This window comes from Mesorhizobium mediterraneum, assembly GCF_002284565.1.
In the GTDB taxonomy this organism is placed as follows: Bacteria; Pseudomonadota; Alphaproteobacteria; order Rhizobiales; family Rhizobiaceae; genus Mesorhizobium; species Mesorhizobium mediterraneum.
Map to the genome: position 1 here is coordinate 94,848 of NZ_NPKI01000046.1, position 25,218 is coordinate 120,065.

Annotated in this window: 25 protein-coding genes; 12 read left to right on the top strand and 13 right to left on the bottom strand. The window is 62.7% G+C overall.

What is annotated here, in order from left to right; all coding sequences use genetic code 11:
* Window positions 1–44: 44 nt before the first annotated feature.
* On the top strand, window positions 45–1,022 hold the full coding sequence (locus tag CIT25_RS31015; RefSeq protein ID WP_245330076.1) for an RNA-directed DNA polymerase: 978 nt from the start codon (window positions 45–47) through the stop codon (window positions 1,020–1,022).
* 81 nt (window positions 1,023–1,103) lie between these two features.
* Window positions 1,104–1,778, top strand: coding sequence for a hypothetical protein (locus CIT25_RS31020; RefSeq protein WP_095488917.1), 675 nt, complete (start codon window positions 1,104–1,106; stop codon window positions 1,776–1,778).
* A 49-nt stretch (window positions 1,779–1,827) separates the two neighbouring features.
* Here the strand turns inward: CIT25_RS31020 and carB are convergent, their stop codons facing one another.
* The 4 genes from carB to CIT25_RS31045 all read right to left on the bottom strand — a co-directional run bounded on the left by carB (window position 1,828) and on the right by CIT25_RS31045 (window position 8,136).
* Window positions 1,828–5,325, bottom strand: coding sequence for a carbamoyl-phosphate synthase large subunit (gene carB / locus CIT25_RS31025; RefSeq protein ID WP_095488918.1), 3,498 nt, complete (start codon window positions 5,323–5,325; stop codon window positions 1,828–1,830).
* 372 nt (window positions 5,326–5,697) lie between these two features.
* Window positions 5,698–6,627: an SH3 domain-containing protein gene (locus CIT25_RS31035; RefSeq protein ID WP_095489226.1), complete on the bottom strand. Its 930-nt coding sequence runs from the start codon at window positions 6,625–6,627 to the stop codon at window positions 5,698–5,700.
* 165 nt (window positions 6,628–6,792) lie between these two features.
* Complete coding sequence (locus tag CIT25_RS31040; RefSeq protein ID WP_095488919.1) at window positions 6,793–7,551, bottom strand: metallophosphoesterase family protein; 759 nt, start codon at window positions 7,549–7,551, stop codon at window positions 6,793–6,795.
* Window positions 7,552–7,779: 228 nt separating this feature from the next.
* Complete coding sequence (locus CIT25_RS31045; protein WP_095488920.1) at window positions 7,780–8,136, bottom strand: ArsR/SmtB family transcription factor; 357 nt, start codon at window positions 8,134–8,136, stop codon at window positions 7,780–7,782.
* 194 nt (window positions 8,137–8,330) lie between these two features.
* On the opposite strand from CIT25_RS31045, the gene CIT25_RS31050 reads away from it, so the two are divergent.
* The gene (locus CIT25_RS31050) at window positions 8,331–9,509 is read left to right on the top strand and encodes an MFS transporter (RefSeq protein ID WP_095488921.1); all 1,179 of its coding nucleotides are present in this window, start codon (window positions 8,331–8,333) and stop codon (window positions 9,507–9,509) included.
* A gap of 28 nt (window positions 9,510–9,537) precedes the next feature.
* Here the strand turns inward: CIT25_RS31050 and CIT25_RS31055 are convergent, their stop codons facing one another.
* Window positions 9,538–9,996: a MarR family winged helix-turn-helix transcriptional regulator gene (locus CIT25_RS31055; protein WP_095488922.1), complete on the bottom strand. Its 459-nt coding sequence runs from the start codon at window positions 9,994–9,996 to the stop codon at window positions 9,538–9,540.
* 218 nt (window positions 9,997–10,214) lie between these two features.
* Here CIT25_RS31055 and CIT25_RS31060 point away from each other — a divergent pair, with 218 nt between their 5' ends.
* Complete coding sequence (locus CIT25_RS31060) at window positions 10,215–11,009, top strand: SDR family NAD(P)-dependent oxidoreductase (RefSeq protein ID WP_095489227.1); 795 nt, start codon at window positions 10,215–10,217, stop codon at window positions 11,007–11,009.
* Window positions 11,010–11,085: 76 nt separating this feature from the next.
* Here the strand turns inward: CIT25_RS31060 and CIT25_RS31065 are convergent, their stop codons facing one another.
* A complete protein-coding gene (locus CIT25_RS31065; RefSeq protein ID WP_095488923.1) occupies window positions 11,086–11,685 on the bottom strand; it encodes a LysE family translocator in 600 nt (199 codons plus the stop codon).
* A gap of 98 nt (window positions 11,686–11,783) precedes the next feature.
* Between CIT25_RS31065 and CIT25_RS31070 the strand changes: the two genes are divergently transcribed.
* Window positions 11,784–12,653 (top strand): LysR family transcriptional regulator, encoded by an 870-nt coding sequence (locus tag CIT25_RS31070; protein ID WP_095489228.1) that lies wholly within the window; start codon window positions 11,784–11,786, stop codon window positions 12,651–12,653.
* 67 nt (window positions 12,654–12,720) lie between these two features.
* On the opposite strand, the gene CIT25_RS31075 is transcribed toward CIT25_RS31070, so the two are convergent.
* The 3 genes from CIT25_RS31075 to CIT25_RS31085 all read right to left on the bottom strand — a co-directional run bounded on the left by CIT25_RS31075 (window position 12,721) and on the right by CIT25_RS31085 (window position 15,740).
* Window positions 12,721–13,374, bottom strand: a complete 654-nt coding sequence (locus CIT25_RS31075) for a dihydrofolate reductase family protein (protein WP_095488924.1) — start codon at window positions 13,372–13,374, stop codon at window positions 12,721–12,723.
* Window positions 13,375–13,481: 107 nt separating this feature from the next.
* Complete coding sequence (locus CIT25_RS31080) at window positions 13,482–14,270, bottom strand: protein-L-isoaspartate O-methyltransferase family protein (RefSeq protein ID WP_425351766.1); 789 nt, start codon at window positions 14,268–14,270, stop codon at window positions 13,482–13,484.
* Between the two features lie 102 nt (window positions 14,271–14,372).
* Window positions 14,373–15,740 (bottom strand): Nramp family divalent metal transporter, encoded by a 1,368-nt coding sequence (locus CIT25_RS31085; protein ID WP_095488926.1) that lies wholly within the window; start codon window positions 15,738–15,740, stop codon window positions 14,373–14,375.
* Window positions 15,741–15,986: 246 nt separating this feature from the next.
* On the opposite strand from CIT25_RS31085, the gene mntR reads away from it, so the two are divergent.
* From mntR to CIT25_RS31105, 4 genes are all read left to right on the top strand, one after another.
* The gene (gene mntR / locus CIT25_RS31090) at window positions 15,987–16,442 is read left to right on the top strand and encodes a manganese-binding transcriptional regulator MntR (RefSeq protein WP_164897566.1); all 456 of its coding nucleotides are present in this window, start codon (window positions 15,987–15,989) and stop codon (window positions 16,440–16,442) included.
* 95 nt (window positions 16,443–16,537) lie between these two features.
* Complete coding sequence (locus tag CIT25_RS31095) at window positions 16,538–16,726, top strand: hypothetical protein (protein WP_095488927.1); 189 nt, start codon at window positions 16,538–16,540, stop codon at window positions 16,724–16,726.
* 335 nt (window positions 16,727–17,061) lie between these two features.
* On the top strand, window positions 17,062–18,003 hold the full coding sequence (gene ypfJ / locus CIT25_RS31100) for a KPN_02809 family neutral zinc metallopeptidase (RefSeq protein ID WP_095488928.1): 942 nt from the start codon (window positions 17,062–17,064) through the stop codon (window positions 18,001–18,003).
* Window positions 18,004–18,197: 194 nt separating this feature from the next.
* Window positions 18,198–19,451, top strand: a complete 1,254-nt coding sequence (locus CIT25_RS31105) for a TCR/Tet family MFS transporter (protein WP_095488929.1) — start codon at window positions 18,198–18,200, stop codon at window positions 19,449–19,451.
* A gap of 1 nt (window position 19,452) precedes the next feature.
* On the opposite strand, the gene carA is transcribed toward CIT25_RS31105, so the two are convergent.
* Window positions 19,453–20,670 carry a glutamine-hydrolyzing carbamoyl-phosphate synthase small subunit gene (carA, locus tag CIT25_RS31110; RefSeq protein ID WP_095488930.1) on the bottom strand — a complete coding sequence of 406 codons (1,218 nt, stop codon included), beginning with the start codon at window positions 20,668–20,670 and terminating at the stop codon, window positions 19,453–19,455.
* 280 nt (window positions 20,671–20,950) lie between these two features.
* Here carA and CIT25_RS31115 point away from each other — a divergent pair, with 280 nt between their 5' ends.
* On the top strand, window positions 20,951–21,400 hold the full coding sequence (locus CIT25_RS31115) for a GatB/YqeY domain-containing protein (protein WP_095488931.1): 450 nt from the start codon (window positions 20,951–20,953) through the stop codon (window positions 21,398–21,400).
* An 18-nt stretch (window positions 21,401–21,418) separates the two neighbouring features.
* Here CIT25_RS31115 and CIT25_RS31120 read toward each other — a convergent pair whose 3' ends face one another.
* Window positions 21,419–21,877: a DUF1801 domain-containing protein gene (locus tag CIT25_RS31120; protein ID WP_095488932.1), complete on the bottom strand. Its 459-nt coding sequence runs from the start codon at window positions 21,875–21,877 to the stop codon at window positions 21,419–21,421.
* Between the two features lie 115 nt (window positions 21,878–21,992).
* Here CIT25_RS31120 and CIT25_RS31125 point away from each other — a divergent pair, with 115 nt between their 5' ends.
* On the top strand, window positions 21,993–22,961 hold the full coding sequence (locus tag CIT25_RS31125; RefSeq protein ID WP_158302698.1) for an arginase family protein: 969 nt from the start codon (window positions 21,993–21,995) through the stop codon (window positions 22,959–22,961).
* Window positions 22,962–22,969: 8 nt separating this feature from the next.
* Here the strand turns inward: CIT25_RS31125 and CIT25_RS31130 are convergent, their stop codons facing one another.
* Window positions 22,970–23,422 carry a DUF1801 domain-containing protein gene (locus CIT25_RS31130; protein WP_095488934.1) on the bottom strand — a complete coding sequence of 151 codons (453 nt, stop codon included), beginning with the start codon at window positions 23,420–23,422 and terminating at the stop codon, window positions 22,970–22,972.
* 237 nt (window positions 23,423–23,659) lie between these two features.
* Between CIT25_RS31130 and CIT25_RS31135 the strand changes: the two genes are divergently transcribed.
* Entirely contained in the window at window positions 23,660–24,217 is a 558-nt protein-coding gene (locus tag CIT25_RS31135) for a GNAT family N-acetyltransferase (RefSeq protein WP_095488935.1), read from the top strand.
* A 65-nt stretch (window positions 24,218–24,282) separates the two neighbouring features.
* Here the strand turns inward: CIT25_RS31135 and CIT25_RS31140 are convergent, their stop codons facing one another.
* Window positions 24,283–25,131 carry an SDR family oxidoreductase gene (locus CIT25_RS31140; RefSeq protein WP_095488936.1) on the bottom strand — a complete coding sequence of 283 codons (849 nt, stop codon included), beginning with the start codon at window positions 25,129–25,131 and terminating at the stop codon, window positions 24,283–24,285.
* Window positions 25,132–25,218: the final 87 nt, after the last annotated feature.

Genomic DNA, 25,218 nt, shown 5'->3' on the forward strand with positions numbered 1-25,218 from the left:
ACATTGCCCGGAGGCGGCGGGCAACCTCGCTGGATAATGTTGTGATGGTGCGTATCTACGCCGTCAACTCCGGCGTTCAACAACGCCGTCAACCGGATTTATGCGAAGTATCTCAACGTGAACCCCCGGTCGAACGCCCTGAGCCCGTGAAGGGCTGGGAATTCCTGGCACAAGTTTTCACTTGTCTTTCAAGTAAACTAGTCTTCAGTACCGATGGTTGCGACGTATTCAAATACCTAGCGCTACGCATTGCTTGGGGGGCCATATTGACGAAATTGACGGAAGACAGTCTCGATTTTGCGCGCCGTCATCTTGAGCGCTTTGAGGACAGTGATTTCTTTCCCAGGTTGCCGGCATACCAAGCTGTATGGGCTGACTGGGAGAATGTACGTGATCGCCTTATGTCATCTAATGTCAAGAAGCTTCCAATAGTTCCCGCAGATTCGATGCCAGTGGCTAAAGGAAAGTGCTCGTATAGAATTGTTCATCAACTGGACCCGTTGACATGTCTTACTTATACGGCCTTAGCCTATCGAGTTGGACCGGTAATCGAGGCTGCCAGAGTCCCGGCTAGCCAAGGGGTTGCATTTTCGAATAGATTTTCACCGTTAGATGGTGCGTTTTTCTCGTCGGGCACCGGCTACGATGAATACAAGGAGAAGTCACGACAGCTCGCAAATAATCATGAGTTTGCCGCGACTGCTGACATTTCGGATTTCTTTAACCAGATTTATTCTCATCGCGTGCGCGGCTCAATAGAAGCTGCCGATCCCCGCTTGGATGAGGTGGCGCAAGATTTTGAATCAGTTATCCATTCAATAAATGCTGGCGCTTCAAAAGGGATACCAGTTGGGCCAAACGCTAGCAATTTAATTTCTGAGGCAGTTTTAATCGATGTAGATCAGCTTTTGATACGAAATGGATTTAAGCACGTTAGATATGTAGATGACATTCGAATGTTTGACAACGATAAGTATTCACTTCAATATGCTATAGAGCTATTGTCAATTTATTTATATTAAAACCATCGACTTAACCTTAATGGCAGAAAAACTAACATATATTCTCGGGAAGAGTTTTCGGAAAAAGTACTCCAAGATCATATGGATACCGAAACCAAGGCCGCGATGCAGAGGATATCGGCCCTTGATCCCTATGGTGAGCACGCCGACGTAGAAATTGGACCGGCACTAAGCGCCGAAATTCTGGATGAAACTGGGCGGACAATTAGAGAGAAGTTTAGTGCTGATGGGTATGTCGATCTTAATCTGATCAAGGCGTATATCAGGAGAGCCCGTGCCAGCAATTCTGATCAGTTTATCGATGTTGCGAGCGCTTCCCTTGATGCTTTCCTTCCCGTCTTTCATGAGCTTGCGAAGGCTCTGGACGGTGTAATTCAGTCTGGAGGGCATGAGATTGCCTTACCGCTAATCAGGCAGATCGCGGTATCTGGATACTATCGACGACAGGCTGTGCGCCGTTGGTGGGATTGGATTTGTGCTGGTAGTGCTAATCTGTTGCAGATCAGGCCGATCCAAAACGCCGTGTTCTCAGGAGAGATTCGTTCGCAAGCGAGAGCGGCTGTTTCTCTTAAGGACTTGGCTTGGGTGCGTTCTCACCGTTCAAGTTTTATGCAGTTTGCACCGATGGATCGAGCAGCTGTAGTGGGTGCAATGGAAATACTCGGGCGTGATGAGAGAAAAGCGATACTCAATCAGATAGACGACACACATGCCTCTCCAATTGACTTAGCAATGAAAAGATTTGTCCTTAGGTAATTTGGAGCGTGGCCGTTGCCGATGCTCCCCAAGGAGATCAGCCAATCACCTAGGCAAAATACTCCTGCAGCGGCCTCACTTCCAGGTTCCCCGCCCGCAGCGCCGCAATCGCCTCCGCCACAGCGGCCGCGCCCGACAGCGTCGTGTAATACGGCACTTTCTGCATTAGCGTCGCCCTGCGCAGCGATTTGGAGTCCGACACGGCCTTCTGGCCATCAGTCGTGTTGAAGACGATCTGCACCTGGCGGTTGCGGATGGCGTCCTCGATGTGCGGGCGGCCTTCCAGCACCTTGTTTATTTTCTCCGCCGCGACGCCGTTCTCGGCGAGGAAGCGAGCGGTACCCGAGGTGGCCAGCACCTTGAAGCCCTGGCCGGCCAGGCGCTTGACCGCCGGCAGAATGCCCTTCTTGTCCTCGTCGCGCACCGAGACGAACAGCGTGCCCGCGCGGGGGAGATCAACACCCGCCCCTAACTGGCTCTTGGCGAAGGCAAGCGCGAAGTCGCGGTCGAGGCCCATCACCTCGCCGGTCGAGCGCATTTCCGGTCCGAGCAGGATGTCAACGCCGGGGAAACGGGCGAAGGGGAACACCGCTTCCTTGACCGCGATGTGGCCGGGGTTACGCGGGTCGGGCATGGCGCCGTAATGGGCGAAGGCATCTTCCAGGCTCTCGCCGGCCATGATGCGGGCAGCGATCTTGGCTATGGGACGGCCGATGGTCTTGGCGACGAAGGGCACGGTGCGCGACGCGCGCGGGTTGACCTCCAGCACATAGACGGTGCCGTCCTGGATCGCATATTGCACGTTCATCAGCCCGCCGACGTTGAGCGCACGGGCAAGTGCGGCCGTCTGGCGCTCCAGCTCGTCGACGAGCTCCGAAGGCAGCGAATGCACCGGCAGCGAGCAGGCGCTGTCGCCCGAATGGATGCCGGCCTCCTCGATATGTTCCAGGATGCCGGAGACGAACGTCGACTTGCCGTCGCACAGGCAATCGACATCGACCTCGATGGCGCCCGACAGGTAGGTGTCGAACAGCAGCGGGTTCTTGCCCAGCAGCGTGTTGATCTGGCCGGTCTTGTCGTTCGGGTATTTCTGCTTGATGTCCTCCGGCACCAGGCCGGGCACGGTGTCGAGCAGGTAGGATTGCAGCATGCTTTCGTCGTGGATGATCTGCATGGCGCGGCCGCCGAGCACATAGGACGGGCGCACGACCAGCGGGAAGCCGAGCTCGCCGGCAACGAGGCGGGCCTGCTCGACCGAATAGGCGATGCCGTTCTTCGGCTGGCTGAGGCCGAGCTTGTGCAACAGCTTCTGGAAGCGGTCGCGGTCTTCGGCCAGATCGATCATGTCGGGCGAGGTGCCGAGGATCGGAATGCCGGCCTTCTCCAGCGCGTCGGCGAGCTTCAGCGGCGTCTGGCCGCCGAACTGGACAATGACGCCAACCAGCTCGCCTGACGCCTGTTCGGCGCGCAGGATCTCCAGCACGTCCTCCGGCGTCAGCGGCTCGAAATAGAGCCGGTCCGACGTGTCGTAGTCGGTCGACACGGTCTCCGGGTTGCAGTTGACCATGATCGCCTCGAAGCCGGCGTCGCGCAGCGCAAAGGCGGCGTGGCAGCAGCAATAGTCGAACTCGATGCCCTGGCCGATGCGGTTCGGCCCGCCGCCGAGAATGACGACCTTCTTGCGCGACGAGACCTGCGCCTCGTTGGCGAGCGCGCCGGCGAAAGGCACCTCATAGGTCGAGTACATATAGGCGGTGGGCGAGGCGAACTCGGCCGCACAGGTGTCGATGCGCTTATAAACCGGATGAACGTCGAGCTTGTCGCGAATCTTCTGGATCTCTTCCACGTCTTTCCTGACCAGGGACGCGAGGCGGGCATCGGAAAAACCCATCGCCTTCAGCATGCGCAGATTGGCGGCATCCTCGGGAATGCCGTGTTCGCGAATGCGATCCTCCATGGCCAGGATGCCGGCGATCTGTTCGAGGAACCACGGGTCGATCTTGCACATGGCGTGCACGTCTTCCAGCGAGGTGCCCATGCGGATCGCCTGCGCCACCATGCGTAGCCGGTCCGGCGTCGGCGTGCCGAGAGCGGCTCGGATGGCGTTGCGGTCGTCGGCGTGGCTGGCCGCGCCGTGCGCGATGCCGGGGATCTCGATCTCGTCGAGGCCGGTCAGGCCGGTTTCAAGCCCACGCAAAGCCTTCTGCAGCGATTCCTGAAAAGTGCGTCCGATGGCCATGACCTCGCCGACCGACTTCATCGCGGTGGTCAGCACCGGCTCGGCGCCGGGAAATTTCTCGAAGGCAAAGCGCGGGATTTTTGTCACGACGTAGTCGATCGACGGCTCGAACGAGGCGGGCGTCGCGCCGCCGGTGATGTCGTTCTCCAGCTCGTCCAGCGTGTAGCCGACGGCGAGCTTTGCCGCGATCTTGGCGATGGGGAAGCCGGTCGCCTTGGAGGCGAGAGCCGACGAGCGCGAGACGCGCGGGTTCATCTCTATGACCACTAGGCGACCGTCGGCCGGGTTGACGGCGAACTGCACGTTGGAGCCGCCGGTCTCGACGCCGATCTCGCGCAGCACGGCGATCGAGGCGTTGCGCATCATCTGGTATTCTTTGTCGGTGAGCGTCAGGGCCGGGGCGACGGTGATCGAGTCGCCGGTGTGCACGCCCATCGGGTCGATGTTCTCGATCGAGCAGACGATGATGCAGTTGTCGGCCTTGTCGCGGACAACCTCCATCTCGTACTCCTTCCAGCCGAGCACGCTTTCCTCGATCAGCACTTCGGTGGTCGGCGAGGCGTCGAGGCCGGACTGGACGATCTCGTAAAATTCGGCGCGGTTGTAGGCGATGCCACCGCCGGTGCCGCCCATGGTGAAGGACGGGCGGATGATGGCGGGCAGGCCGACATGGTCGAGCGCCTGCGCGGCGATCGCCATGCCGTGGCTGATATAGCGCTGCTTGCGGTCGCCCTCGCCAAGGTTCCAGCGCGTTTCCAGCGCGTCAAGCGCGGCGTCGAGGTTTTCGGGCTTCTCGGCCTTCAACGCGGCGCGCTCGGCCTCGTGCGTCTTGCGGTCGGCGTTCTTAACGTCGGTGGCGTTGGCCAGCATCGACTTCGGCGTTTCCAGGCCGATCTTCTTCATCGCCTCGCGAAACAGCGCCCGGTCCTCGGCCTTGTCTATTGCCGTGGCGTCGGCGCCGATCATCTCGACATTGTAGCGTTCGAGCACGCCCATGCGACGCAGCGACAGAGCAGTGTTGAGCGCGGTCTGGCCGCCCATGGTCGGCAGCAGCGCGTCGGGCCGCTCCTTGGCGATAATCTTGGCCACCACTTCCGGCGTGATCGGCTCGATATAGGTGGCGTCGGCCAGCTCCGGGTCGGTCATGATGGTGGCCGGGTTGGAATTGACCAGGATGACGCGAAAACCCTCTTCCTTCAGCGCCTTGCAGGCCTGGGTGCCGGAATAGTCGAACTCGCAGGCCTGGCCGATGACGATGGGGCCGGCCCCGATGATCAGGATCGACTTGATGTCGGTGCGTCTTGGCATATCGAGGGTCCGTTCGGCAGGCGGCTTGCACGAAAAACCGGACGGGAAGACCCGGCCGGTTGTGCTCGCGATTCTGGTATCAGGCTAGGAGGGCCTTATAGGGAAGAGTTTTGCCTGATGTAACCCCCTAAAATGCGGGTTTATGCGAGGCTTGCTCCAACCGAGCAAACAAGCGCCTCATTCCTTCGCGCCCCCCTCTGTCCTGCCGGACATCTCCCCCACACGGGGGGAGATCGGCCTTCATCTTTGATTTCGCCAACAGCCAACCTCGAAAAAGAGGCGCTGTCGGCGAAACAGCCAATCTCCCCCCTCGTGGGGGAGATGTCCGGCAGGACAGAGGGGGGCGCGGTCCCTCCAGCGTTTCGAATCTGCCTAGCCTCCGGTCGCCAAAGCATCAGGAATCTCGAAGCGTTCGGAAACGCCGACACGGATCAGGTTCAGGCTGCCCTCGCGGGTGTAGCGGAATTCGCCTGATGCATTCGAGCCGGCGGGCCGACCTGCCTGAAAGCTGATGACGCGCGTGCCGCCATCGGGCCAGGTCACGGTCACCTCGGCTTTGCCGTCGGCCAGCCGCTCGACATTGGCTCCGCATCTGGTCATCGGCTGGCCGACATAGCGCGCGCAAGGAATCTCGTTGCGGGCACCAGGGACTGGCGGCCCTGGCGGCTGCAGCCGCGCAACGGTTTGTGCATCGGCCGGAGGCGCCGCATTGGCGGCGCGATTCTGGATGGCGTCCTCCGTTGCCGCGAGCGGCGGCATCTCCCCGGTCGACGGACTTCCGCTGGCCGCGAGCGCCAAGGCATCCTCGATGGCGGCCCTGCCGATTGCCTCAGCCGCTGTCACCGTGGTTTCCTGACCGGCCGCGCCCAGGCGCGCTGTCAGGTCTGGCAGCGGCTGATCTGCAATTGCCGGGTTCGAGGCCTCGGCTGCAGGGGCCGTGCCTTCGCCGGCCGTTTCGGTATCCTCATCCGCAACGGCCGCCGGATTCTCGGGGTTCAGGTAGCGCGCGGGAGCCCATCCGGTCAGTTGCGGGTTGTCGATTTCTGCGACCTTGCACCAGCGGTAACCATTGACGTCGTTGCAGCCGAGATTGTTCACGCTCGTACCATTCGGCAGTCGAGCCTTGATCTTGCCCATCGCCGATGCCGTGGCGCGGACGTTCAGGAGATCGCCTGGTGCGAGGTCCGTCACGATGGAAACGAAAGGCGCCTCCTCGGCCCTGGCCGGCAGCAGCGCCGTCAGCAGGAGAGGGACGGCAATCAGCGCGTACAGCGTCGTTCGGAGCGTAACTGTGCGCCTCATCATTTTGGCCGTGGCGATAGATGCATTTCCGAAGGCGCGGCCAGGCACCGAAACGCCACCGCATGCCAGGTCGATTTTATAAGGGACGACATGGCGCTATGTAAGCCCGAAAATGCGGCCCCGGCATGAAGGCGGTTCAGCCTGAGGTATGAACGCGCTCCGCGTTCAGCCCGGCATAAATCCGGTTCGCAGCGCGTGGGCCCATTCCGGCCGTCCCGCCTGTTCGGCCTGCCGCGCCGCCGCCTCGTGGTCATAATCGACGGCGATGGCCTCGAAGCGGTCGGGGCGGCCCGGCTCGCCCAGCTCGACGATGCCGTAGCGGGCGTGCGGAGAGCCTTGCTCGGAAACATGCGCCGGTGGTGTCGAATCGTCATAGGCGGGACAGCCGATGCTGCCCGGATTGAAGACGACCGGGCCGTCGGGGATACGGATCAGCTCGCTGCGGTGGCTGTGGCCGCACAGCACGATGCGGCAAGCGGGATCGAGCGGGGCCAGCCGTCGCTTGATGGCGGCCAGCGGTGCGCGCACCAGCCGGCCGTCGGCTATCGTATCGGTCAGATATTTTTCGTCATGGGCGGGCCGGGCATGGAAGGCAGTCACCCCAGGCGCGATCTCCAGCGTGAGGGGCAAGGCGAACAGCGCCTCACGCTGAGCCGATGTCAGCCGTTCCTGCGCGTAGCGGTCGGACGGCCACATGGTTTCATCGGCGGTGTCGCGGGCGACGCGGCGATCGTGATTGCCGCGCACCGTCGGCAGGGCGAGCGCTTCTAGCCGCTCCATGGTTTCGCGCGGCCAGAGCGGGCCGGAGACGCAATCGCCGAGATTGACAACGAGGTCGGCGCCGCCGCGCTGCTGCAGATCGTCGAGCACGGCGTCCAGGGCGAGGACGTTGCCGTGGATATCGGCGAGGACGGCAATGCGCATATGGTTAGCTCCGTTGGGGTCGAATGACCAGTCGGGAAGGGCGGACCTGGCAGGACTTTGGTCCTCTCCCCTGTTACACCAGGACTATCGCAGGTGGAAAGCCGAGGGGAAAGTAAAGGCGCGCGGCAGCGTTCCCTCCCCCTTGTGGGGAGGGTTAGGGTGGGGGTCCATCTTCGCAAGAATCCAAATGCGATTGCCCTGCCTGTTACACAGGGGCGAGTAACGGCCTCAGGCGCGGATTTCGATCTCGGGGGCGCCGACCGCGGGCAGCGCCGTATCGTTGACGGTAGCCGCAATGACGCTGTCGAGCAGGCCCGGAAAGCGGGCATCGAGGTCGTCGCGGCGCAGTGTAATCAGCCGGCTGGTGCCGACCACCTCGGCGCGGGTAACGCCGGCCTCCCGCAGCTTGGCCAAATGATAGCTCAGATTGGTCTTCGAGCCGAGATCGAGGAATTGGCTGCAGTTCAGCGGCACGCCTTCTTTGCTGGCGAGATAGCGCACGATGGCCAGCCGCGTGGGATCGCCGAGCACGGCAAGCACGTTCGGCAGACTGATCTGGTCGGCGGTGGGATGGGGTAGGGTCATGCCCAGGAATTAAGCGCAATCGGGGCCGATTTCAACGCGTCTCCTCCTCAGCGGGTGTAGGCGGTTTTTGACGCCATTCATGCCTGTCCTGACATCGGGCTGTCAGCAGGCTTCGATTAGTATGCGAGAGCTCATTGACATCATGCCCTGTTATGTTCAATTGTTCAATAACTTTTGAACTAAGGATTGTTGCTATGGACAAGCGCCTCATCTGGCTTGCGCTCGGATCATTCACGATCGCGACCGAAGGCTTCGTCATTTCAAGCCTGTTGCCCGACATCGCGGCCGACGCCGCCATCTCCGTTCCACTCGCCGGGACGCTGATCACCGCCTTCGCGCTCGCCTATGCGCTTGGGACACCGATCCTGGCGACGCTCACCGGCGAATGGGACCGGCGGCGCGTTATCTTGTGGACGCTGGTGTTCTTCGTGCTGGGCAACCTGGCTGCGGCGCTGAGTTCCTCCTTCGAACTGCTGCTGATCGCCCGCATCGTCATGGCGCTGTCGTCCGGCCTGTTCGCGGCGACGGCGCAAGGGACGGCCGTGGCGCTTGTCGATGATCATCACCGCGCCCGCGCCATTGCCGTCGTCGTCGGCGGCACCACGGTGGCGGTGGCGGTCGGCGCCCCGCTCGGCGCGCTTGTCGCGACGGTTGCCGGCTGGCGCGGCACGTTCTTTGCCATCGCCGGGCTCGGCGCCCTGGCCGGCGCCATCCTGTGGTACCGGCTGCCGCGTGGCATCGTCGGCACCAAGCTGCCGCTCAGGCAACGGCTGGCCGCAGCCCTTCGCCCCGGCGTGCCATCGATCCTGTTGACCACGCTGCTGGCGCTCACCGGTGCCTTCACGGTCTTTGCCTTTGTCGCTCCGCTAGCCATCGAAGGCGGAGGCTTGAGCCCGATCGCGCTGCCCGGCATGCTGCTTGCCTTCGGTGTCGGCGCCGTTATCGGCAATATTGCCGGCGGGCAGGCGGCCGACCGCTTCGGCGCGACGCGCACCGTCAGCTGGTCGCTGGCGCTGAGCGCGGTGATGCTGGTCATGCTCTCGGTCATCCCGACATTCCTGCCGCACAGCATCGCCGGGCCGGCGCTGATGGCCATGATGGTGCCGTGGGGCATCGTCGGCTGGGCCTTCCCGCCGGCGCAGGCGAGCCGCATCATCAGGCTGGCGCCCGACGCGGCGCCCATCGTGCTGTCGCTCAACGGCTCGGCGCTCTATCTCGGCGTGGCGCTGGGCGCCGTCGTCGGCGGCGCGGTGCTGCGCTATGGCGCGCCGGCTGATCTCGGCCTGGTCGCCGCAGCGTTCCCGATCCTGGGTCTTGGCGTCATGCTGGCCGGCCACCGGGCGGCCCGGGCGGTGGCAATGCCGGCGGAATAAGTTCTGGCTACCGCCGCTGTTCGAGACCTCAGGGCGCTGCCGGCGGTATACCAAAATCCAGCGCGGCGATGTCGTCCAGCGCCGCGCGCAACATTGCCGCCTGCTCCTTGCCGACCATGTCCTCAAAACGCTGCTGGGCGACGCGCCACAGCTTCATGGCCTCATCGAGCTTGACCGAGCCCTGCGGCGTCAGCCGCACGCGCTTGATACGGCGGTCATCCGGATCAGTGAAGGTCTCGACATAACCGTCGCGGATCAGCGGCTTCAGCGTATGGCCGAGTGCCGACAGGTCCATAACGAGGGCAGCGGCAATGGCGCCCATGGCCGGTTCGTCGCCGATATGGATCTGGTAGAGCAGGCCTTGCTGAGTGGCCTTCAGGCCCGACGGGGCGACCACATCGTCGTAGAACTGACCAAGCTTGCGCGTCGCGCGGCGCAGCACGGCGTTGTTGCAAAGGGTCAGGCCCGGAAGGGTGTCTTTCGACATGATGGGTCCTTGGCGACGGCAACATGATGTCCGTTCGCTGCCTCACAAATAATCCCCGCGTCAGTCATTGACAAGATAGTGGCATATACCTACTTCGCAAACAGTGGCATATGCCACTAATTGAATCGCACGGCTTTGCCGGCAAGGCGAGGGCGATCGCCCACCGTGCCTGCACCGGTTCGAAGCGAAGCAAATCAACCGAAAAAAGGAACAGGACAATGAGTGGACAGAACAACAAGGGCACGGCGGTTGTCACCGGCGCCTCGTCGGGCATCGGCGCTGTTTATGCGGACCGGTTGGCGGGGCAGGGCTATGATCTGGTGCTGGTGGCGCGGCGCGCCGAGCGGCTGGAGGAACTGGCCGGCAAGCTGCGCGCCGAATACGGCCGCAAGGTCGGCGTGATCAGCGCCGATCTTGCCGACGACAACGATGTGCGCCGCGTCGAGCAGGTGATATCGGCCGACGACAGCGTGACGCTACTGGTCAATAATGCCGGCCTTGGCGGTGCGCAACTCGTGGCAACGGCCGACGCCGACGTGGCCGAGCGGATGATCAAGGTCAATGTCGTGGCGCTGACCCGGCTGACGCGCGCGGTCCTGCCGGGACTGCTGTCGCGCAACCGCGGCGCCATCGTCAACATCGCCTCGGTGCTGGCCTTCGACACCTCGTTCGGCGGTATCTACAGCGGCACCAAGGCCTATGTCGTCAACTTCACCGAAGCCTTGCAGCGCGAAGTCACCGGCACCGGGGTGAAGGCGCAGGTGGTGCTGCCAGGGGCCACGCGAACCGAGTTCTGGGAACTTGCGGGCAGCGATATCGACAGCCTCCCGAAGGAGATCATCATGACGGCCGACGATCTGGTGGATGCAGCACTTGTCGGCCTTGCCAGGGGTGAAGCCGTCACTGCACCAGCGCTTGCCGATGCGGCCAAGCTGGACATCTTCCTTGGCGCTCGGCAAGCCCTTTACGGCAGCTTGCATGCTGACAAACCGGCGGCACGCTACGCGGCTTGAAGGCCGAGGTGGGATTGGCGCCCCCGCAGAATTTGGGTTCCTCGCCCCACGCAGGTGGGACGAGGAACTCAAGCGTTTAGGCTGTTCGCCACATCGGGATGATCGAGGCGGCCAGCAGCAGGCCGAGCGCAATGTTCAACACCCGCCACTGCCGCTCGGTTCTAAGCAACCGGGCGAGCAGCGTGCCCGCCACGCACCACGCCGACAGCGACAGCGCGGCTGCCAGGCCAAAGACCGCGCCGAGTAGCAGGGCAAGCTGCAGCGGTCCGTTGGCGAGTGCGGCAAAAGATGCCGCCGCCCCCAATCCCATCGCCCAGCCCTTGGGGTTCATCCATTGCAGGCCGGCGCCACCGAAAAAGCTGTTCGGCTTTGCCATGGTCACGTCCAGATTGGGTGGACCGCTGCGGCCGATCTTGACGGCGAGCCAGATCAGATAGAGCGATCCGGCTATCTTCATCGCCAGCTGCAGGGACGGAGCCGCCGCCAGCAGGCCGGCGAGCCCGGCCGCACCTGCCGCGGCCACCGTGGCCAGGCCGGCAGCACTTCCGGCCATCAGCGGAACCGAGCGGCGAAAGCCGAACTGCGCCCCCGACGCTGTCGACAAGGTCGTGGCCATGCCGGGCGTGGAGGTCGAGACCAGCGCAAACAGGACGAGCGGAAGGATGGCCTCAAACATGCTGTTTCCTCTGTTGGGAATCCAGCATGCTAAGCATTGTCAGGCATCAGTAAATGCAATGTTTGCTATGGTTGGCATTAGAGAATATAATGCAAACCATGATCCGCAATCTCGACACGGCCTTGGTCAGGACCTTCGTCACCGTCGCCGACAAGGCCAGCATGACGGCGGCTGCGAACGCGCTGCATCTGACGCAGGGCGCCGTCAGCCAGCAGATCAAGCGGCTGGAGGAGGTTCTCGGCTGCAGCCTGTTCGAGCGCGACCGGCGCGGGCTGAGACTGACCCGTTCCGGGGAACGACTGTTCGGCAAGGGCAAGCGCCTGCTCTCCCTGAACGACGAGATCTGGGCCGAGATGGCGACCAGCGCGGTCGCTGGTGAGGTGCGGCTCGGCGTGCCGTACGATCTTGTCGGCACCATGCTTGCGCCGGTGCTGAAGACCTATGCCGAGACCTATCCGCAGGTCGAGATTTCGCTGGTCTGCGCCTCGTCGCCAGAGCTTTCGGCGGCATTGGCGACTGGCACGATAGACCTTGCCGTGATCGAGGAACCGGTCGGTCCGTCCGCCGGCGAATGTCTCGCCATCGACCGGCTGGTCTGGGTCGGCGCGAGGGGCGGCATAGCCCGCCGCAAGCGGCCTTTGCCGGTTTCGATGGTGGCCGACACCTGCGCCTTCCGCCCGGCGGTGCTGGCGGCGCTCAATGAGCATGGGCTGGAATGGCGGACCGTGTTCGAGAACGGCAACCTCGACGCGACGACGGCGACTGTGCGTTCGGACCTGGCCGTCACGACCTGGCTGGCCTCCACCGTGCCGGGCGATCTCGACATTCTGGCCGCCGATCCGGAGCTGCCGGCCTTGCCGAATTTCTCGATCAATTTGCATCTGCCGAAGCATGGTGTCGGGCCGGCGGTGCGGGAGTTTGCCGCGTGCATCCGCGACGGGCTGGCGCGGCGGCAACAGGCGGCGTGATCGGCAAAATGGCAAAGGGACGGCCGATGTCGGCCATCCCCTTGTTGTTAACGCAGTGCGCGGTCGTCTATTTCCAGGTTCGGCGTCTCTCGATCTCGGCTTCGGACGGCTGTTCCTGGGCGAAAGACCCGGTCTTGATCTCACCGCCACGTTCATAGGTCGCCATGATGACGCCGGTGGTCGATACCTGTGAGCGGCTCAGCGTGAAGGCCGCCGGAATTGCGCCGCTGCCGAACAACCGCTTACCCTTGCCAAGCACCAGCGGGAAGGTCAGCAGGCCGATCTGGTCGATCAAGTCATTGGCGAGCAAGGTCTGGATGAGTTCGCTCGATCCCTGGATGAGCAGGTCCGGGCCGTCCTCCTGCTTGAGCTGGCGCAGTGCGGCCACGACGTCGTCGCCGAGCCACTGGCTGTTTTGCCACGACAGCGTATCGGGCCGGTGCGTTGCCACATATTTGGTGGCGGCGTTGAAGCTGTCGGCGATCGGACCGCTCTTCTGGTACGGCCAATGCGCGGCGAAGATGTCGTAGGTCTTGCGGCCGAGGAGCAGCGCGAAGGGTTTTGCGAAGGTCTCACCAATAAAGGCGCCTCCGACGTCGTCCCAGTAATGGAACGTCCAGCCACCGAATTCGAAGCCGCCGACCGGGTCTTCTTCCGGCCCGCCAGGCGCCTGCATGACGCCGTCGAGGCTGACGAATGTCGCAGTGATGATCTTCCTCATTGGATTCTCCCTTTTCATTTTCCGTGCCGTTTAGGCCGAGTTCGGCCAAAGGACGCGCGATTGGACGCCGGTCCGACAGGGGCCGGAAAAATTTCCGGCATTCCGGTTCACGAAGGCCCGATGCTCCGCGACGAGAACCAGACGTCTCCGATGATCGCAGTGGCGGTCCTGTCCGGGGCCGCTTCGCTCGTTAGCCAGATCGAACGGCTGCGAGCCGCGCTTTCGCGGTCGATTCTCGCCGCGGAACTTGCGAGCGAGGCGCCGATGCAAGGGATGAACCATGACCGCATGAACGGATCGCAGGCAAGACCCTTATCCGTGCGGGTCACCATCACCGCGAGGCCAACGCGCTCCGCCGGACGCCACGGAAAGACCATGCGGCCGCCGGGTTTCAGCGCCTTCAACCACTCGGCCGGAGGTGCCGCGACGCCGGCATTGACATAGATGATGTCGGACGGTGGCAGGCTGCTGATGACCGCATCGCCATGGATGACAGCCACCTCGTCATAAGCTTCGAGATTCTTTCTCGCGCGGTCGGCGAGACTGGATTCCAGCTCGAACGCTGTGACTGCGCCGCCCGGTGAAACCAGCCGTGCCAACAGAGCTGTGTAATAGCCGGTGCCTGCGCCGACATGGGTGACGGTCTCGCCGGGTTTTGGCGCCACCTTGCCGATCCACATGGCGTGCAGAAACGGCTCGCCATTGTTGATGCCCTTGTCAGCGTCAAGCGCTACCAGCACGTTCTGATAGATGTGAACAGGATCGGCAGTTGGCGTTTCGACCTTGCCGTTGCCGGCGACGACCATCCACGGCCCGGGCCCGAGAAAAACTTCGCGCGCCACCGCGGCGAACACGCCTTCGAGACGCGGATCGGCCGAACCTGCATTGGCAGCCATCAGTCGCGCGTAGAATTTTCGAGCTTCGGCAATCGGCGTCATGGCTTGGCAAGATAGCGCGGATTGACGATTTGTCGCGTCCGCCCTGGCTGAGAGAAACTTTCAGCCAATGCCGGCCACGGTGTCGTAGAGCAGCTTGAAGTTGAGCACCAGGATGAGGGCGGCGACCACCCATGCAAGCGCGGCGACGCCCCGCGGAATGGCGAGATTGCCCATCTTCTTTTTGTCCGACACGAACTGCACGAGTGGGATCACCGCGAAGGGCAATTGCATCGACAGGATCACCTGACTGAAGACGAGGAGCTGGCCGGTTCCCTTCTCGCCATAGAGCGCGGTGACGACCACCACCGGGACGATGGCGATGCCGCGTGTCAGCAGGCGGCGCGCCCATTGCGGGATGCGCAGGCGCAGGAAGCCCTCCATCACGATCTGGCCGGCGAGCGTCGCCGTCACCGTGGAGTTCAGGCCGGAGGCAAGCAGCGCCACGGCAAACAGGATCGAAGCGATGCCGAGGCCGAGCAGCGGCGAGAGAAGCTCGAAGGCCTGGCCGATTTCGGCGACGTCGTGATGACCGGTGCCATGGAAAGCCACCGCCGAGACGATCAGGATGGAGGCGTTGACGAACAGCGCCAATATCAAGGCGATGGTCGAGTCCATCGTTGCCCATTTGATGGCATCGCGCTTGCCGGCTTCGGTGCGCTCATAGGCGCGGGTCTGCACGATTGAGGAGTGCAGATAGAGATTATGCGGCATCACGGTGGCGCCAATAATGCCGATGGCGATGTAGAGCATCGCCGGGTTGGTGACGATCTCCGACGATGGCACGAACATGGAATGCAGGATCGAGCCGACCGGGGGAGCGGCGGCAAATATCTGGATGGCGAAGCAACCGAAGATGATGATCAAAAGCGCAACGATGAAGGCTTCGAGGTAACGGAAGCCCCTGTTCATCAGCAGCAGAACGAGGAAAGCGTCGAGGGCGGTCAAGACGGCGCCGCCGATCAGCGGAATGCCGAACAGCAGCTGCAGAGCGATCGCCGTGCCGATGACTTCGGCCAGATCGCAGGCGATGATGGCCAGCTCGCAGGCGATCCACAGCATGAAATTGACCGGCCGCGGATAATAGGCACGGCAGGCCTGGGCGAGGTCACGCCCGGTGGCGATGCCGAGCCTGGCGGCGAGTGCCTGCAGCAGGATCGCCATGAGGTTCGACAACATGATGATGAAGAGCAGCGTGTAGCCGAACTGGGCGCCGCCGGCGAGGTCGGTCGCCCAGTTGCCGGGGTCCATGTAGCCGACCGAAACCATGTAGCCCGGCCCCATGAAGGCGAACAGCCGGCGAAACCAGACGCCCGACTGCGGCACCGCGATCGAGGCATTGACCTCGCGCAGGCTTGGCTGCTCGTCGTCTTCCGGCCGGGCAAATCGCCACATGGTTCGGGATGCTGTTGCGGCTTCGGCTTCTGACATTGGGGGGATTTTCCGCTGGATCGTCTAAGTTGCCGTTTCTATCTATGTCAGGGCTGAACATTATGCAATATGCTATGTTTTATTGTTTGTGCTTTTGAATAGTGCCCCTGCTGGCGACGCACGGGTGAATCGGAAACGCTGGTTGCGCCTGCCGTCGAATGCAAATAAACGGCCAGAAGAATGGAAGCCCGTGCTATGAATGTGCAAATGCCGGCCCATTCGCTGACAGACGAGGAGGAGCGCGTATTGGCGCTGAAGAACAGACCGGTTCCACGCGAAAAGCCGCTGCCTGACGCCGAAATTCACTCGGAGGGATTTAGGCAGACGCGTGAAGCGCGCCGCAGCGCGCTGGTCGAGGATTATGTCGAGCTCATCGCCGACCTGATTGAGGACGGCAACGAGGCGCGCCAGGTCGACATCGCGGCGCGGCTCGGCGTCGCCCAGCCGACCGTCGCCAAGATGCTGACGCGACTGTGCGCGGACGGGCTCGTCTCGAGGAAACCCTACCGGGGCGTGTTCCTGACCGATGCCGGCCGCAAGGTCGCGGAGGAGAGCCGCATTCGCCACCAGACGGTGGAAGCCTTCCTGCGCTCGCTCGGGGTCAGCGCCGAGACGGCGCGCATCGATGCCGAGGGCATCGAGCACCATGTCAGCGCCGAGACGCTTGAAGCGTTTCGCAAGGCGATGACGGCGACACGCTAAGTCTACAGCCATTGTCGACAGTCCTGCCGGAACCGCCGCGTTGCCGCTGCGTTTGAGATCGTGCCACGCGATGGCGCGAGGCCGAGGAGGATACGATGGGCGTTGAACAGGCACCGACACCGAAGGGCAAGCAAGCTGCCAAGGGATTGAAGCAAGCTGCGGCGAAGGACGAGCGCAAGACGGAAGCGGATACCGGTCGCCCGCTCAAAAAGAGTGCGGCCCGCTTCGAGGAGCGCTCGAAAAGCTCGGACGGCAAGAGCGCTGGCGCCAAGCAGAAGATCTGAGCGTAGCCAAGAGCCAGAAAGGCGCTGACAGAGTGTCCGCAGCGTGGAACCGGGCGCCAAATGGACGGTGGTGTAACTCACTCAAGGTTGGCGAGCAGCATGGCGACAGTGCGAGCGGAACTTCGTCCACGAGCACGACGCCGCCTGGTCCCTCGCACAGCGAGGGATGTCGGCAAAAAAGGGGAAAACGGAAGGCGGCTGTAACGTTGCAGCGCTCGTGCCTTTCATGCGAAAAATTCTGTGACTTGCCTCAGCCGTTGGGATAATTGTTATCAGTCCGATCGAGCCGAGACACGGCCCCGATCGACCGGAAATTTGCACCACGAGGATTTGCCATGCTCTGGAAGGGTCGTCGTCAAAGTGACAATGTCCAGGACCAACGTGGTCAGAGCGGCGGCGGGTTCAACCTGCCGGGCGGCGGCCCCGGCCGGTTCCGCATCCCGGTCGGCGGCCGCTCTGGCGGCGGAATGTCGCTGTCGACCATCGTCATTCTCGTGGTCCTCTACTTCGGACTGAAGGCCTTCGGCATCGATCCGCTGCAGATCCTGGCCGGCGGCGATGGCGGCCTGGCGCCGGGCGGCGGCGGCCAGATCACCGACAATAGCGGCGAGCAGGGCGGTGGCACCGGTGCGCCGGCCTCCGACGAGATGAAGCAGTTCGTCTCGACCGTGCTGGCCGAGACCGAGGATACCTGGAGCGGCATTTTCCAGGCCAACGGCCTGACCTACGAAGATCCGAAGCTGGTTCTGTTCAGCGGACAAATCCGCTCGGCCTGCGGCTCCGCCTCGTCTGCGGCCGGACCTTTCTACTGTCCCGGCGACCGCAAGGTCTATCTCGACACCACCTTCTTTCAGCAGCTCGACCAGCAATTCGGCGCCTCGGGCGATTTCGCCCAGGCCTATGTGATCGCGCATGAGGTCGGCCATCATGTGCAGAACCTCACCGGCATCCTGCCCAAGTTCAACCAGATGCGCCAGCAGATGGGCGAGGCCGAATCCAACCACATGTCGGTGCAGGTCGAGCTCCAGGCCGACTGCTTCGCCGGCGTCTGGGCGCATTTCACCGGGCAAAAAGGCATCCTGGAACAGGGTGATATGGAAGAGGCGCTGAACGCCGCCCAGCAGATCGGCGACGACACGATGCAGAAGAAGATGCAGGGCTACGTCATTCCGGAAAGCTTCAACCATGGTACGTCGCAGCAGCGGCAGACCTGGCTGGCGCGCGGCTACAGGAGCGGCAAGCTCTCGGATTGCGATACGTTCAACACCCCCATCTGAGGGCATTCGGGCTTTCCTGTTGAAGTGACCGTTGAAGCGGCGGGCGGCGCTGCAGGACGTGGCCGCACTCATGTCGACAGTTGATGTCAGGATCAAAATCCCTGGCGCGTTCCCTTATTGTTCTGCGTGGCTGACTCGCCTATAACGAGTTCTTTCGCCTTCGCTCCGAGGCGGCGCCAGGAGTCGATACCGTCATGATCGAAGCCAAAACCGCCAGGCGGGGTCTTGCGCTTGTTTTCACCACGCTGTTGCTCGACATCACCGGCATCGGCATCATCATGCCGGTGCTGCCGGCCTATCTGCAGGAGCTGACCGGCGTTGGTGTCAGCGAAGCGGCGATCGAGGGGGGCTGGCTGTTCTTCGTCTATGCGGCCATGCAGTTCCTGTTCGCGCCGCTGGTCGGCAATCTCAGCGACCGCTTCGGGCGCCGCCCGATCCTGCTGGCCTCAGTGCTGACCTTCGCCATCGACAATCTGATCTGCGCGGTCGCCTGGTCCTATTCGGTCCTGTTCATCGGCCGGGTGCTGGCCGGCATCAGCGGCGCCAGCTACTCGACCGCCTCCGCCTTCATCGCCGATGTCAGCACCGACGAGAACAGGGCGAAGAATTTCGGCCTGCTTGGCATCGCCTTCGGTGTCGGGTTCATCATCGGCCCGGTGCTGGGCGGGTTGCTTGGCGAATTCGGGCCGCGCGTGCCGTTCTGGGGCGCGGCGGGGCTTGCACTCATCAACTTCATCGTCGGCTGGTTCTTCCTGCCGGAAACGCTGGAGCAGCACCATCGGCGTCGGTTCGAGTGGCGCCGCGCCAATCCTCTCGGCGCCCTCAAGCAGATGCGCAACTATCATGGCATCGGCTGGATCGGGCTGGTGTTCTTCCTGATGACGCTCGGCCACATGATGTACCCTGCCGTGTGGTCGTTCGTCGGCAGTTACCGCTATGGCTGGAGCGAACAGCAGATCGGCCTCTCGCTCGGCGTCTTCGGTCTTGGCGGGGCACTGGTGATGGGTTTTGTCCTGCCGCGCGTCATTCCACGGCTCGGCGAATGGCGGACCGCCGCCACCGGTCTTGCTTTTACCGCGCTCGCCGCCTTCGGCTATGCTGCGGCATGGAAGGGATGGATGATCTATGCGGTGATCGTGGCGACCTGCCTCGAGGCGCTGGCCGACCCGCCGCTGCGGAGCCTGGCGGCGGCCAAGGTGCCGCCCTCCGCGCAGGGCGAATTGCAAGGTGCGATGACGAGCGTGTTTTCGATCACCAGCATCATCACGCCGCTGCTTTATACCGGAATCTTCGCCTGGTTCACCGGGCCGAGCGCGCCGGTGGTGTTCGGCGGCGCGCCCTTTGTGCTCGGCGGCATTTTTCTTGCCTTGTCGTTAATAGCATTCGTGCTCAGGGTCGAAAGACCGGTCGCGGTGAAGGACGTCACGACGGCGACGGTGCGAACCTGAATCAGGCGCGCTCGGCCAGCGCCGGCTCGCCGCGCTTTTCGCGGATGAGATTGACGAAGCGGCGGAACAGATAGTGCGAATCCTGTGGGCCGGGCGAGGCTTCGGGATGATGCTGGACCGAGAAGACCGGCCTGCCTGTCAGAGTGATGCCGCAATTCGAGCCGTCGAACAGCGAGACATGGGTTTCTTCGACGCCGCTCGGCAACGAGTCGGCATCGACGGCAAAGCCGTGATTCATCGAGACGATCTCGACCTTGCCGGTGGTGTGATCCTTGACCGGATGGTTGGCGCCGTGATGGCCCTGATGCATTTTGGCGGTCTTGCCACCCAGCGCCAGCGCCAGCATCTGGTGGCCCAGGCAGATGCCGAAAACCGGGATGTCGGTCTTCAGCAGGTCCTGGATGACCGGAACGGCGTAGTCGCCGGTGGCTTCCGGATCACCGGGACCGTTGGAGAGAAAGATGCCGTCGGGCCGCATGGCGAGGATCTCCTCGGCGCCGGTGTTGGCCGGCACCACGGTGACCTTGGCGCCAAGACCGGCAAGCAGGCGCAATATGTTGCGCTTGACGCCGTAGTCGATGGCGACGACATGCATGGACGGATCGATCTGTTCGCCAAAGCCCTCGTCCCAGACCCAGGGCGTCTCGCGCCAGACCGAGGACTGGCCGGAAGTGACGTCCTTGGCCAGGTCAAGCCCGATCAGGCCGGACCAGGCGGCGGCGCGGCGCTTCAGATCGTCGATGTCGAAGATGCCATCGGGCGCGTGCGCGATGACGGCGTTGGGCATGCCCTTTTCACGGATCAGCGCGGTCAGCGCACGGGTGTCGATGCCCGAAAGTGCTACGATGCCGCGTTTCTTCAGCCATTGGTCGAGACCGGCTGCGGCGCGATAGCTGGACGGATTGGTGACGTCGGCCTTGAACACGGCGCCGACGGCGCCGGCGCGGGCAACCGGGTTGAGATCCTCGATGTCCTCGTCATTGGTGCCGATATTGCCGATATGCGGAAAGGTGAAGGTGACGATCTGGCCGGCATAGGACGGGTCGGTGAGGATTTCCTGATAGCCCGTCAGCGCGGTGTTGAAGCAAACCTCGGCGACGGCGGAGCCGGTAGCGCCAAGGCCGCGGCCCTCGATGACGGTGCCGTCGGCCAGCACCAGCAAGGCGGTCGGCTTCTCGGTGGCCCAAGGGGGGGTCGACGCGGCGGTCATCATTGCCATGGCGGCACTCCTAAAAGGCTGCGCCTTTCAATCGGTCCGGCGGACCACTCTGCGCAGCAAACCGCGCGCAGCGGCGATTTCGCAGCCAGCGCGCGTAACAAAAATTCAGTTCATGCAAGGCCCAGTACATAGGATAAGGCGCCAGAACGGTCAATGAGGCTATGCCGAACGGCATGGATTTATTTCATTGAACGATATCAGGCAGTTGCCGGTCAGTACCGAATTTGCCTTGGGCTTTGGGCAAGGGTATTGTCCGCGCCGGATCGAAGGAGAAAGCACCATGCGCGGCAAAATCGCCGAATCCCTGAAGAGCGCGATGAAGGCGCAGGACAAGCGCCGGCTGCCGACCTTGCGGCTGATCCAGGCGGCCATTCACGATCGCGACATCGCCAATCGCGGCGCCGGCAAGGAGCCGGCCAGCGATGACGAGATCCTGCAGATATTGGCCAAGATGGTAAAGCAGCGCGAGGAGTCGGCCAAGGCGTTCGACGACGGCAAGCGGCCGGAGCTTGCCGCGCAGGAGCGCGACGAGATGGCCATCATCCGAGACTTCCTGCCGATGCAACTGGGCGAGGCCGAGACCGAAACGGCGATCCGCGCCGCCATCGCCGAGACCGGCGCCAGCGGCGTCAAGGACATGGGCAAGGTGATGGCCGTGCTCAAGGAGAAGTACGCCGGCCAGATGGATTTCTCCAAGGCGAGCGGCATGGTCAAGGGACTGCTGCAGTAGGGATTTCCCGCTGCAGCCTCAAGCGCTCTTCGGTTTCTTCTGAGAGCGGGCAGTAGCTCGCACCGACATGTTCAGTGCCACGGCGGCGCGTATGAGCGCCTTCAACGCCTCTTCATCGACCTTGTCGCCCTCGTGGATATCGACGGCGCGTCTGGTGTTGCCTTCGAGGCTGGAGTTGAAGAGGCCGGCAGGGTCCTCCAATGAGGCGCCCTTGGCGAAGGTCATCTTCACGACATTCTTGTACGTCTCACCGGTGCAGATTATTCCGGCGTGCTCCCACACCGGAACCCCTCTCCACTTCCACTCCTCGACCACCTCGGGGTCGGCCTGCTTGATCAGGGTTCGGACCCGAGCGAGCATCTCGCCCCGCCAATCGCTCAGCTCGTTGATTCTCGCATCTATCAACTGAGAGGGAGTGTCTCCTCCTTCTCCTTCCTTCGAGCCGCTCTTCTTCATGGCCGTTGTCGCTTTGGTCATGATTGGTCCCAGTGGCTTTGTGCACGTTCGGCGTCTGGCCGTCTCACGACGGTATCGATGCGGCGAGCCGTTTGCCATTCCGGCGCGAAGCGCCCGGCCTGTTGGCCTCGTGCCAATGCCGGGCGACAAACTCCCACGTCGAGGAGGAACCTTCCTCCCTCCGGACACGTTTTGCAACGAGGATCATCCGAAATTGGAGCTTCGATTTGGCAGCGCGTTTGTTGAACATTATCGGCGCCGCCACCAGCGTTCGCCGGGGCAGGAACAAGCCCCCGCGGCCTTTCGGCGACATGGGCTTGCAGAGGCGCTCGTGAGCCGAGGCCGAACCATCAGGGATCATGGTGATGTTGCATCGTTCCGATGGCGACCGGATCCCTCGCGGCCGCAGGCTATGAACCTGGAGGCCGTGCGCCACGCCTGTGACTTGGTCGCAAGCAACGTGGCGACGGCGATCGCAGCGCAGGAAGACGTGCTTGTTTTAGGCGGCGATTGTACTGTGGAGCTGGGAACGGTCGCCGGAGCAAACGCCGCCGGCGCGCGGATTGGGCTTGTCTACATAGACTTCGACGTCGATCTCAACACACCCGACACGAGCGACGGCGCCTTGGACTGGACAGGTGTCGCTCATCTGCTCAATATTACCGGATGCGAGCCTTCGCTCGTCAGGCTCGGCCCGACCCGTCCGATGCTCGTGCCTCAGCAGCTCCTCTATTTCGGCGTCGAGAACATCACTCCGCCCGAAGCCGCGACGATCAGAGATAACGCGATCAAGGTTATATCGCGTGAGGAAGCTTTGAATGATATCGAGGCGGCGTCGCGCGCGGCCGAATGGGCGGCGCGCTTTGACTGCGTGCTGATCCACTTCGATGTCGATGTACTCTCCTTTGTCGATTTTCCGATTGCTGAGAATGTGCGCCGTTGCGACGGTCTCAAATTGGAGCAAGCCGCCTTCGTGCTAAAGCAGTTGGCCGCCCTGCCGCAATGGCGCGGTCTGACCATCACAGAGGTTAATCCGGCCCATGCGCCAGACGAGACCGCCGCGTTCGCACGCTTGAATGAGGTGCTTGCGGACGCCCTTGGCTAACTCGCATCTCACAGTTGTTCGCCGGGCAATTGGCTGGCTTGCTTCACCCAAGCGGCGAACTGAGCTTCGTCGAGTTGGTCCTCATAGACGTCGAGGTAGCGCACTTCCTTGTGCTTGGACTCGCCGGGAGGAACAGGGCGCAGCGACGTGCCCCGGAAGAAGGTCACTTTAACGTAGCGGGTAAAGACATGGAACGACAGAAACCAGCCCTGGCCCTCGATGCCGTAAAAAGGCGAGTTCCATTTGACTGCCTTGTGCACGCCGGGGACGGTGCGCACGATGATCGCGTCGAGGCGCCGCCCCACATCGCTTTTCCACCCCGGCATGGCCGCGATGTAGGCCTGCACGGGAGCATCGCCGTAGCCCTTCGGGATCTGAGGGTTGCCGCCCGAGAGGAGGGTCGGCTTCGTCGCGACCCGCTCGGCGGCCTTCGCCGACTTCTCAGACGTGTTGCCGGCCATTGTGTTCACTCCAGTGGTAGACCCATCGATTATACTTGATTTTAGAAAGCCGCCCCTGAAGATCAACTTCCGAATCCTATCGATCTCTGCCCTAACCCATAAGCCCACAGGTTCTTCCCCACAGGCGGACATCGCGGAGGCGAACGGCACGGATGCGTGCCGGCGGCAAGCGGTCTATCCTTTTGCCAGGGAATCGACTTGGATGACTGGGGACGCCCAGCGGATCGGTCGCACGTCATGATCGAACTCGTCAAACCGGCGCTTGAACATCTGCCGTCCTACAAGGCCGCCCTTGAGCGCGGCTGGTCGCCGGACAATGTGCGGCTGATGGAGGCGGTGCGCGAGCAGCTTGCGGCCATCGAAAAGGATCCGGTGGCTTTCCTCGCCGGTTTCGACGACCCCGAGGCCAGGGCTGGTCCGATCACCTTGCCCGATGGGACGAAAGTGCCACGCCTGCCGGGGTTCCGGCGCTGGATCTGGGACGGCGAAGTCGCTGGCTCGATCGGCTTTCGCTGGCAACGCGGCACCGCCGAGCTGCCGCCGCATGTGCTCGGCCATATCGGCTATGCGGTGGTGCCGTGGAAGCGGCGGTGCGGCTATGCGACCGAGGCGCTGCGGCTGATGCTCGGCGAGGCGAGGGCGCTCGGCCTGCCCTTCGTCGAGATCACCGCCAAGCCGGGTAATCTCGCCTCGCAGAAGGTGGTGCTGGCCAATGGCGGCCGGCTCGTCGGGCGTTTCTTCGAGGACGCTGCCTATGGCGGTGCCGAAAGCCTGCGCTACCGGATCGATTTGTAAAATCTGGTCCGCAGGTTTTCAGCCAACGCTGCCGCAGCGTTGGCAAGTCAACCTGACCTCATCCGTCAGCTGTCGAAATCCATCGACAATGCAGTATCCCTCTGGGCTTCGAGTTCGGCGAGCCTGCCCTGGAGCGCGCTGCTGATCGAGGCATAGGCGGCGGCGCCGAACGTCAACCGCGGGGGAGCGAGGTTCTGTTCGACTGAGGCTACCATCGCTTCGACCATCTTCTGCGCATCGCCCTTTACCTCGAAGGAGCCTTCGGCAAAAGCCCCGCGCAGGTCACCGACCGGCGTATTCACATAGGCGCCCGTAGGCTTGGCACTAACCAAACCGGCCGCAAAGTTTGTCCGCGTCGGCCCGGGCTCGACGATCGTGAAGGTGATGTCAAACGGCGCCACCTCCTGTCGAACGGATTCGACAAAGCCTTCGATGCCCCATTTGGTGGCGTGATAGAGGCTGAAACCAGGATAAGCCATCTGTCCGCCTTCCGAGGAGATTTGCAGAATCCGGCCGCCGCCCTGTTTTCTTAGATGCGGGAGAACGGCGCGGATGAGCTGGATCGAGCCGATGAGGTTGGTATCGATCAGATGGCGGATCTGGTCGTCGTCCAATTCTTCCGCCGCGCCAAACAGGCCATAGCCCGCATTGCTGACAATGACATCGATGCGGCCCAGATCGTGAAAAGCCTTGTCGATCGTCCGGCGCATTGCCTCGGTGTCGGTTACGTCAAGCGAGGCGATCCAAAGGCGATCGCCGTAATCTGCCTTCAGGCCGGCAAGCGCCTCCGGCTTGCGCACGGTCGCGGCCACCCGGTCGCCGCGGGCCAGAAGCGTTTCCGTCAGGAGCCGCCCGAAGCCAGAGGAGGTACCGGTGATGAACCAGGTCCTGGTCGCGGGAGAAATCTTGGTCATGGGAGAAGTCCTTATTCGCCAAGCCGCGTGATCGCGGCTATCTCCACGCAAGATATTCCTTCCAATTCATGGTACTATCCACCCAAT

Coding starts and splice junctions, on each gene's coding strand:
- CIT25_RS31015 (WP_245330076.1), top strand. CDS start 45: ATGGTGCGTATCTACGCCGTCAACTCCGGCGTTCAACAACGCCGTCAA.
- CIT25_RS31020 (WP_095488917.1), top strand. CDS start 1,104: ATGGATACCGAAACCAAGGCCGCGATGCAGAGGATATCGGCCCTTGAT.
- carB (WP_095488918.1), bottom strand. CDS start 5,325: ATGCCAAGACGCACCGACATCAAGTCGATCCTGATCATCGGGGCCGGC.
- CIT25_RS31035 (WP_095489226.1), bottom strand. CDS start 6,627: ATGAGGCGCACAGTTACGCTCCGAACGACGCTGTACGCGCTGATTGCC.
- CIT25_RS31040 (WP_095488919.1), bottom strand. CDS start 7,551: ATGCGCATTGCCGTCCTCGCCGATATCCACGGCAACGTCCTCGCCCTG.
- CIT25_RS31045 (WP_095488920.1), bottom strand. CDS start 8,136: ATGACCCTACCCCATCCCACCGCCGACCAGATCAGTCTGCCGAACGTG.
- CIT25_RS31050 (WP_095488921.1), top strand. CDS start 8,331: ATGGACAAGCGCCTCATCTGGCTTGCGCTCGGATCATTCACGATCGCG.
- CIT25_RS31055 (WP_095488922.1), bottom strand. CDS start 9,996: ATGTCGAAAGACACCCTTCCGGGCCTGACCCTTTGCAACAACGCCGTG.
- CIT25_RS31060 (WP_095489227.1), top strand. CDS start 10,215: ATGAGTGGACAGAACAACAAGGGCACGGCGGTTGTCACCGGCGCCTCG.
- CIT25_RS31065 (WP_095488923.1), bottom strand. CDS start 11,685: ATGTTTGAGGCCATCCTTCCGCTCGTCCTGTTTGCGCTGGTCTCGACC.
- CIT25_RS31070 (WP_095489228.1), top strand. CDS start 11,784: ATGATCCGCAATCTCGACACGGCCTTGGTCAGGACCTTCGTCACCGTC.
- CIT25_RS31075 (WP_095488924.1), bottom strand. CDS start 13,374: ATGAGGAAGATCATCACTGCGACATTCGTCAGCCTCGACGGCGTCATG.
- CIT25_RS31080 (WP_425351766.1), bottom strand. CDS start 14,270: ATGGCTGCCAATGCAGGTTCGGCCGATCCGCGTCTCGAAGGCGTGTTC.
- CIT25_RS31085 (WP_095488926.1), bottom strand. CDS start 15,740: ATGTCAGAAGCCGAAGCCGCAACAGCATCCCGAACCATGTGGCGATTT.
- CIT25_RS31095 (WP_095488927.1), top strand. CDS start 16,538: ATGGGCGTTGAACAGGCACCGACACCGAAGGGCAAGCAAGCTGCCAAG.
- ypfJ (WP_095488928.1), top strand. CDS start 17,062: ATGCTCTGGAAGGGTCGTCGTCAAAGTGACAATGTCCAGGACCAACGT.
- CIT25_RS31105 (WP_095488929.1), top strand. CDS start 18,198: ATGATCGAAGCCAAAACCGCCAGGCGGGGTCTTGCGCTTGTTTTCACC.
- carA (WP_095488930.1), bottom strand. CDS start 20,670: ATGGCAATGATGACCGCCGCGTCGACCCCCCCTTGGGCCACCGAGAAG.
- CIT25_RS31115 (WP_095488931.1), top strand. CDS start 20,951: ATGCGCGGCAAAATCGCCGAATCCCTGAAGAGCGCGATGAAGGCGCAG.
- CIT25_RS31120 (WP_095488932.1), bottom strand. CDS start 21,877: ATGACCAAAGCGACAACGGCCATGAAGAAGAGCGGCTCGAAGGAAGGA.
- CIT25_RS31125 (WP_158302698.1), top strand. CDS start 21,993: ATGCCGGGCGACAAACTCCCACGTCGAGGAGGAACCTTCCTCCCTCCG.
- CIT25_RS31130 (WP_095488934.1), bottom strand. CDS start 23,422: ATGGCCGGCAACACGTCTGAGAAGTCGGCGAAGGCCGCCGAGCGGGTC.
- CIT25_RS31135 (WP_095488935.1), top strand. CDS start 23,660: ATGATCGAACTCGTCAAACCGGCGCTTGAACATCTGCCGTCCTACAAG.
- CIT25_RS31140 (WP_095488936.1), bottom strand. CDS start 25,131: ATGACCAAGATTTCTCCCGCGACCAGGACCTGGTTCATCACCGGTACC.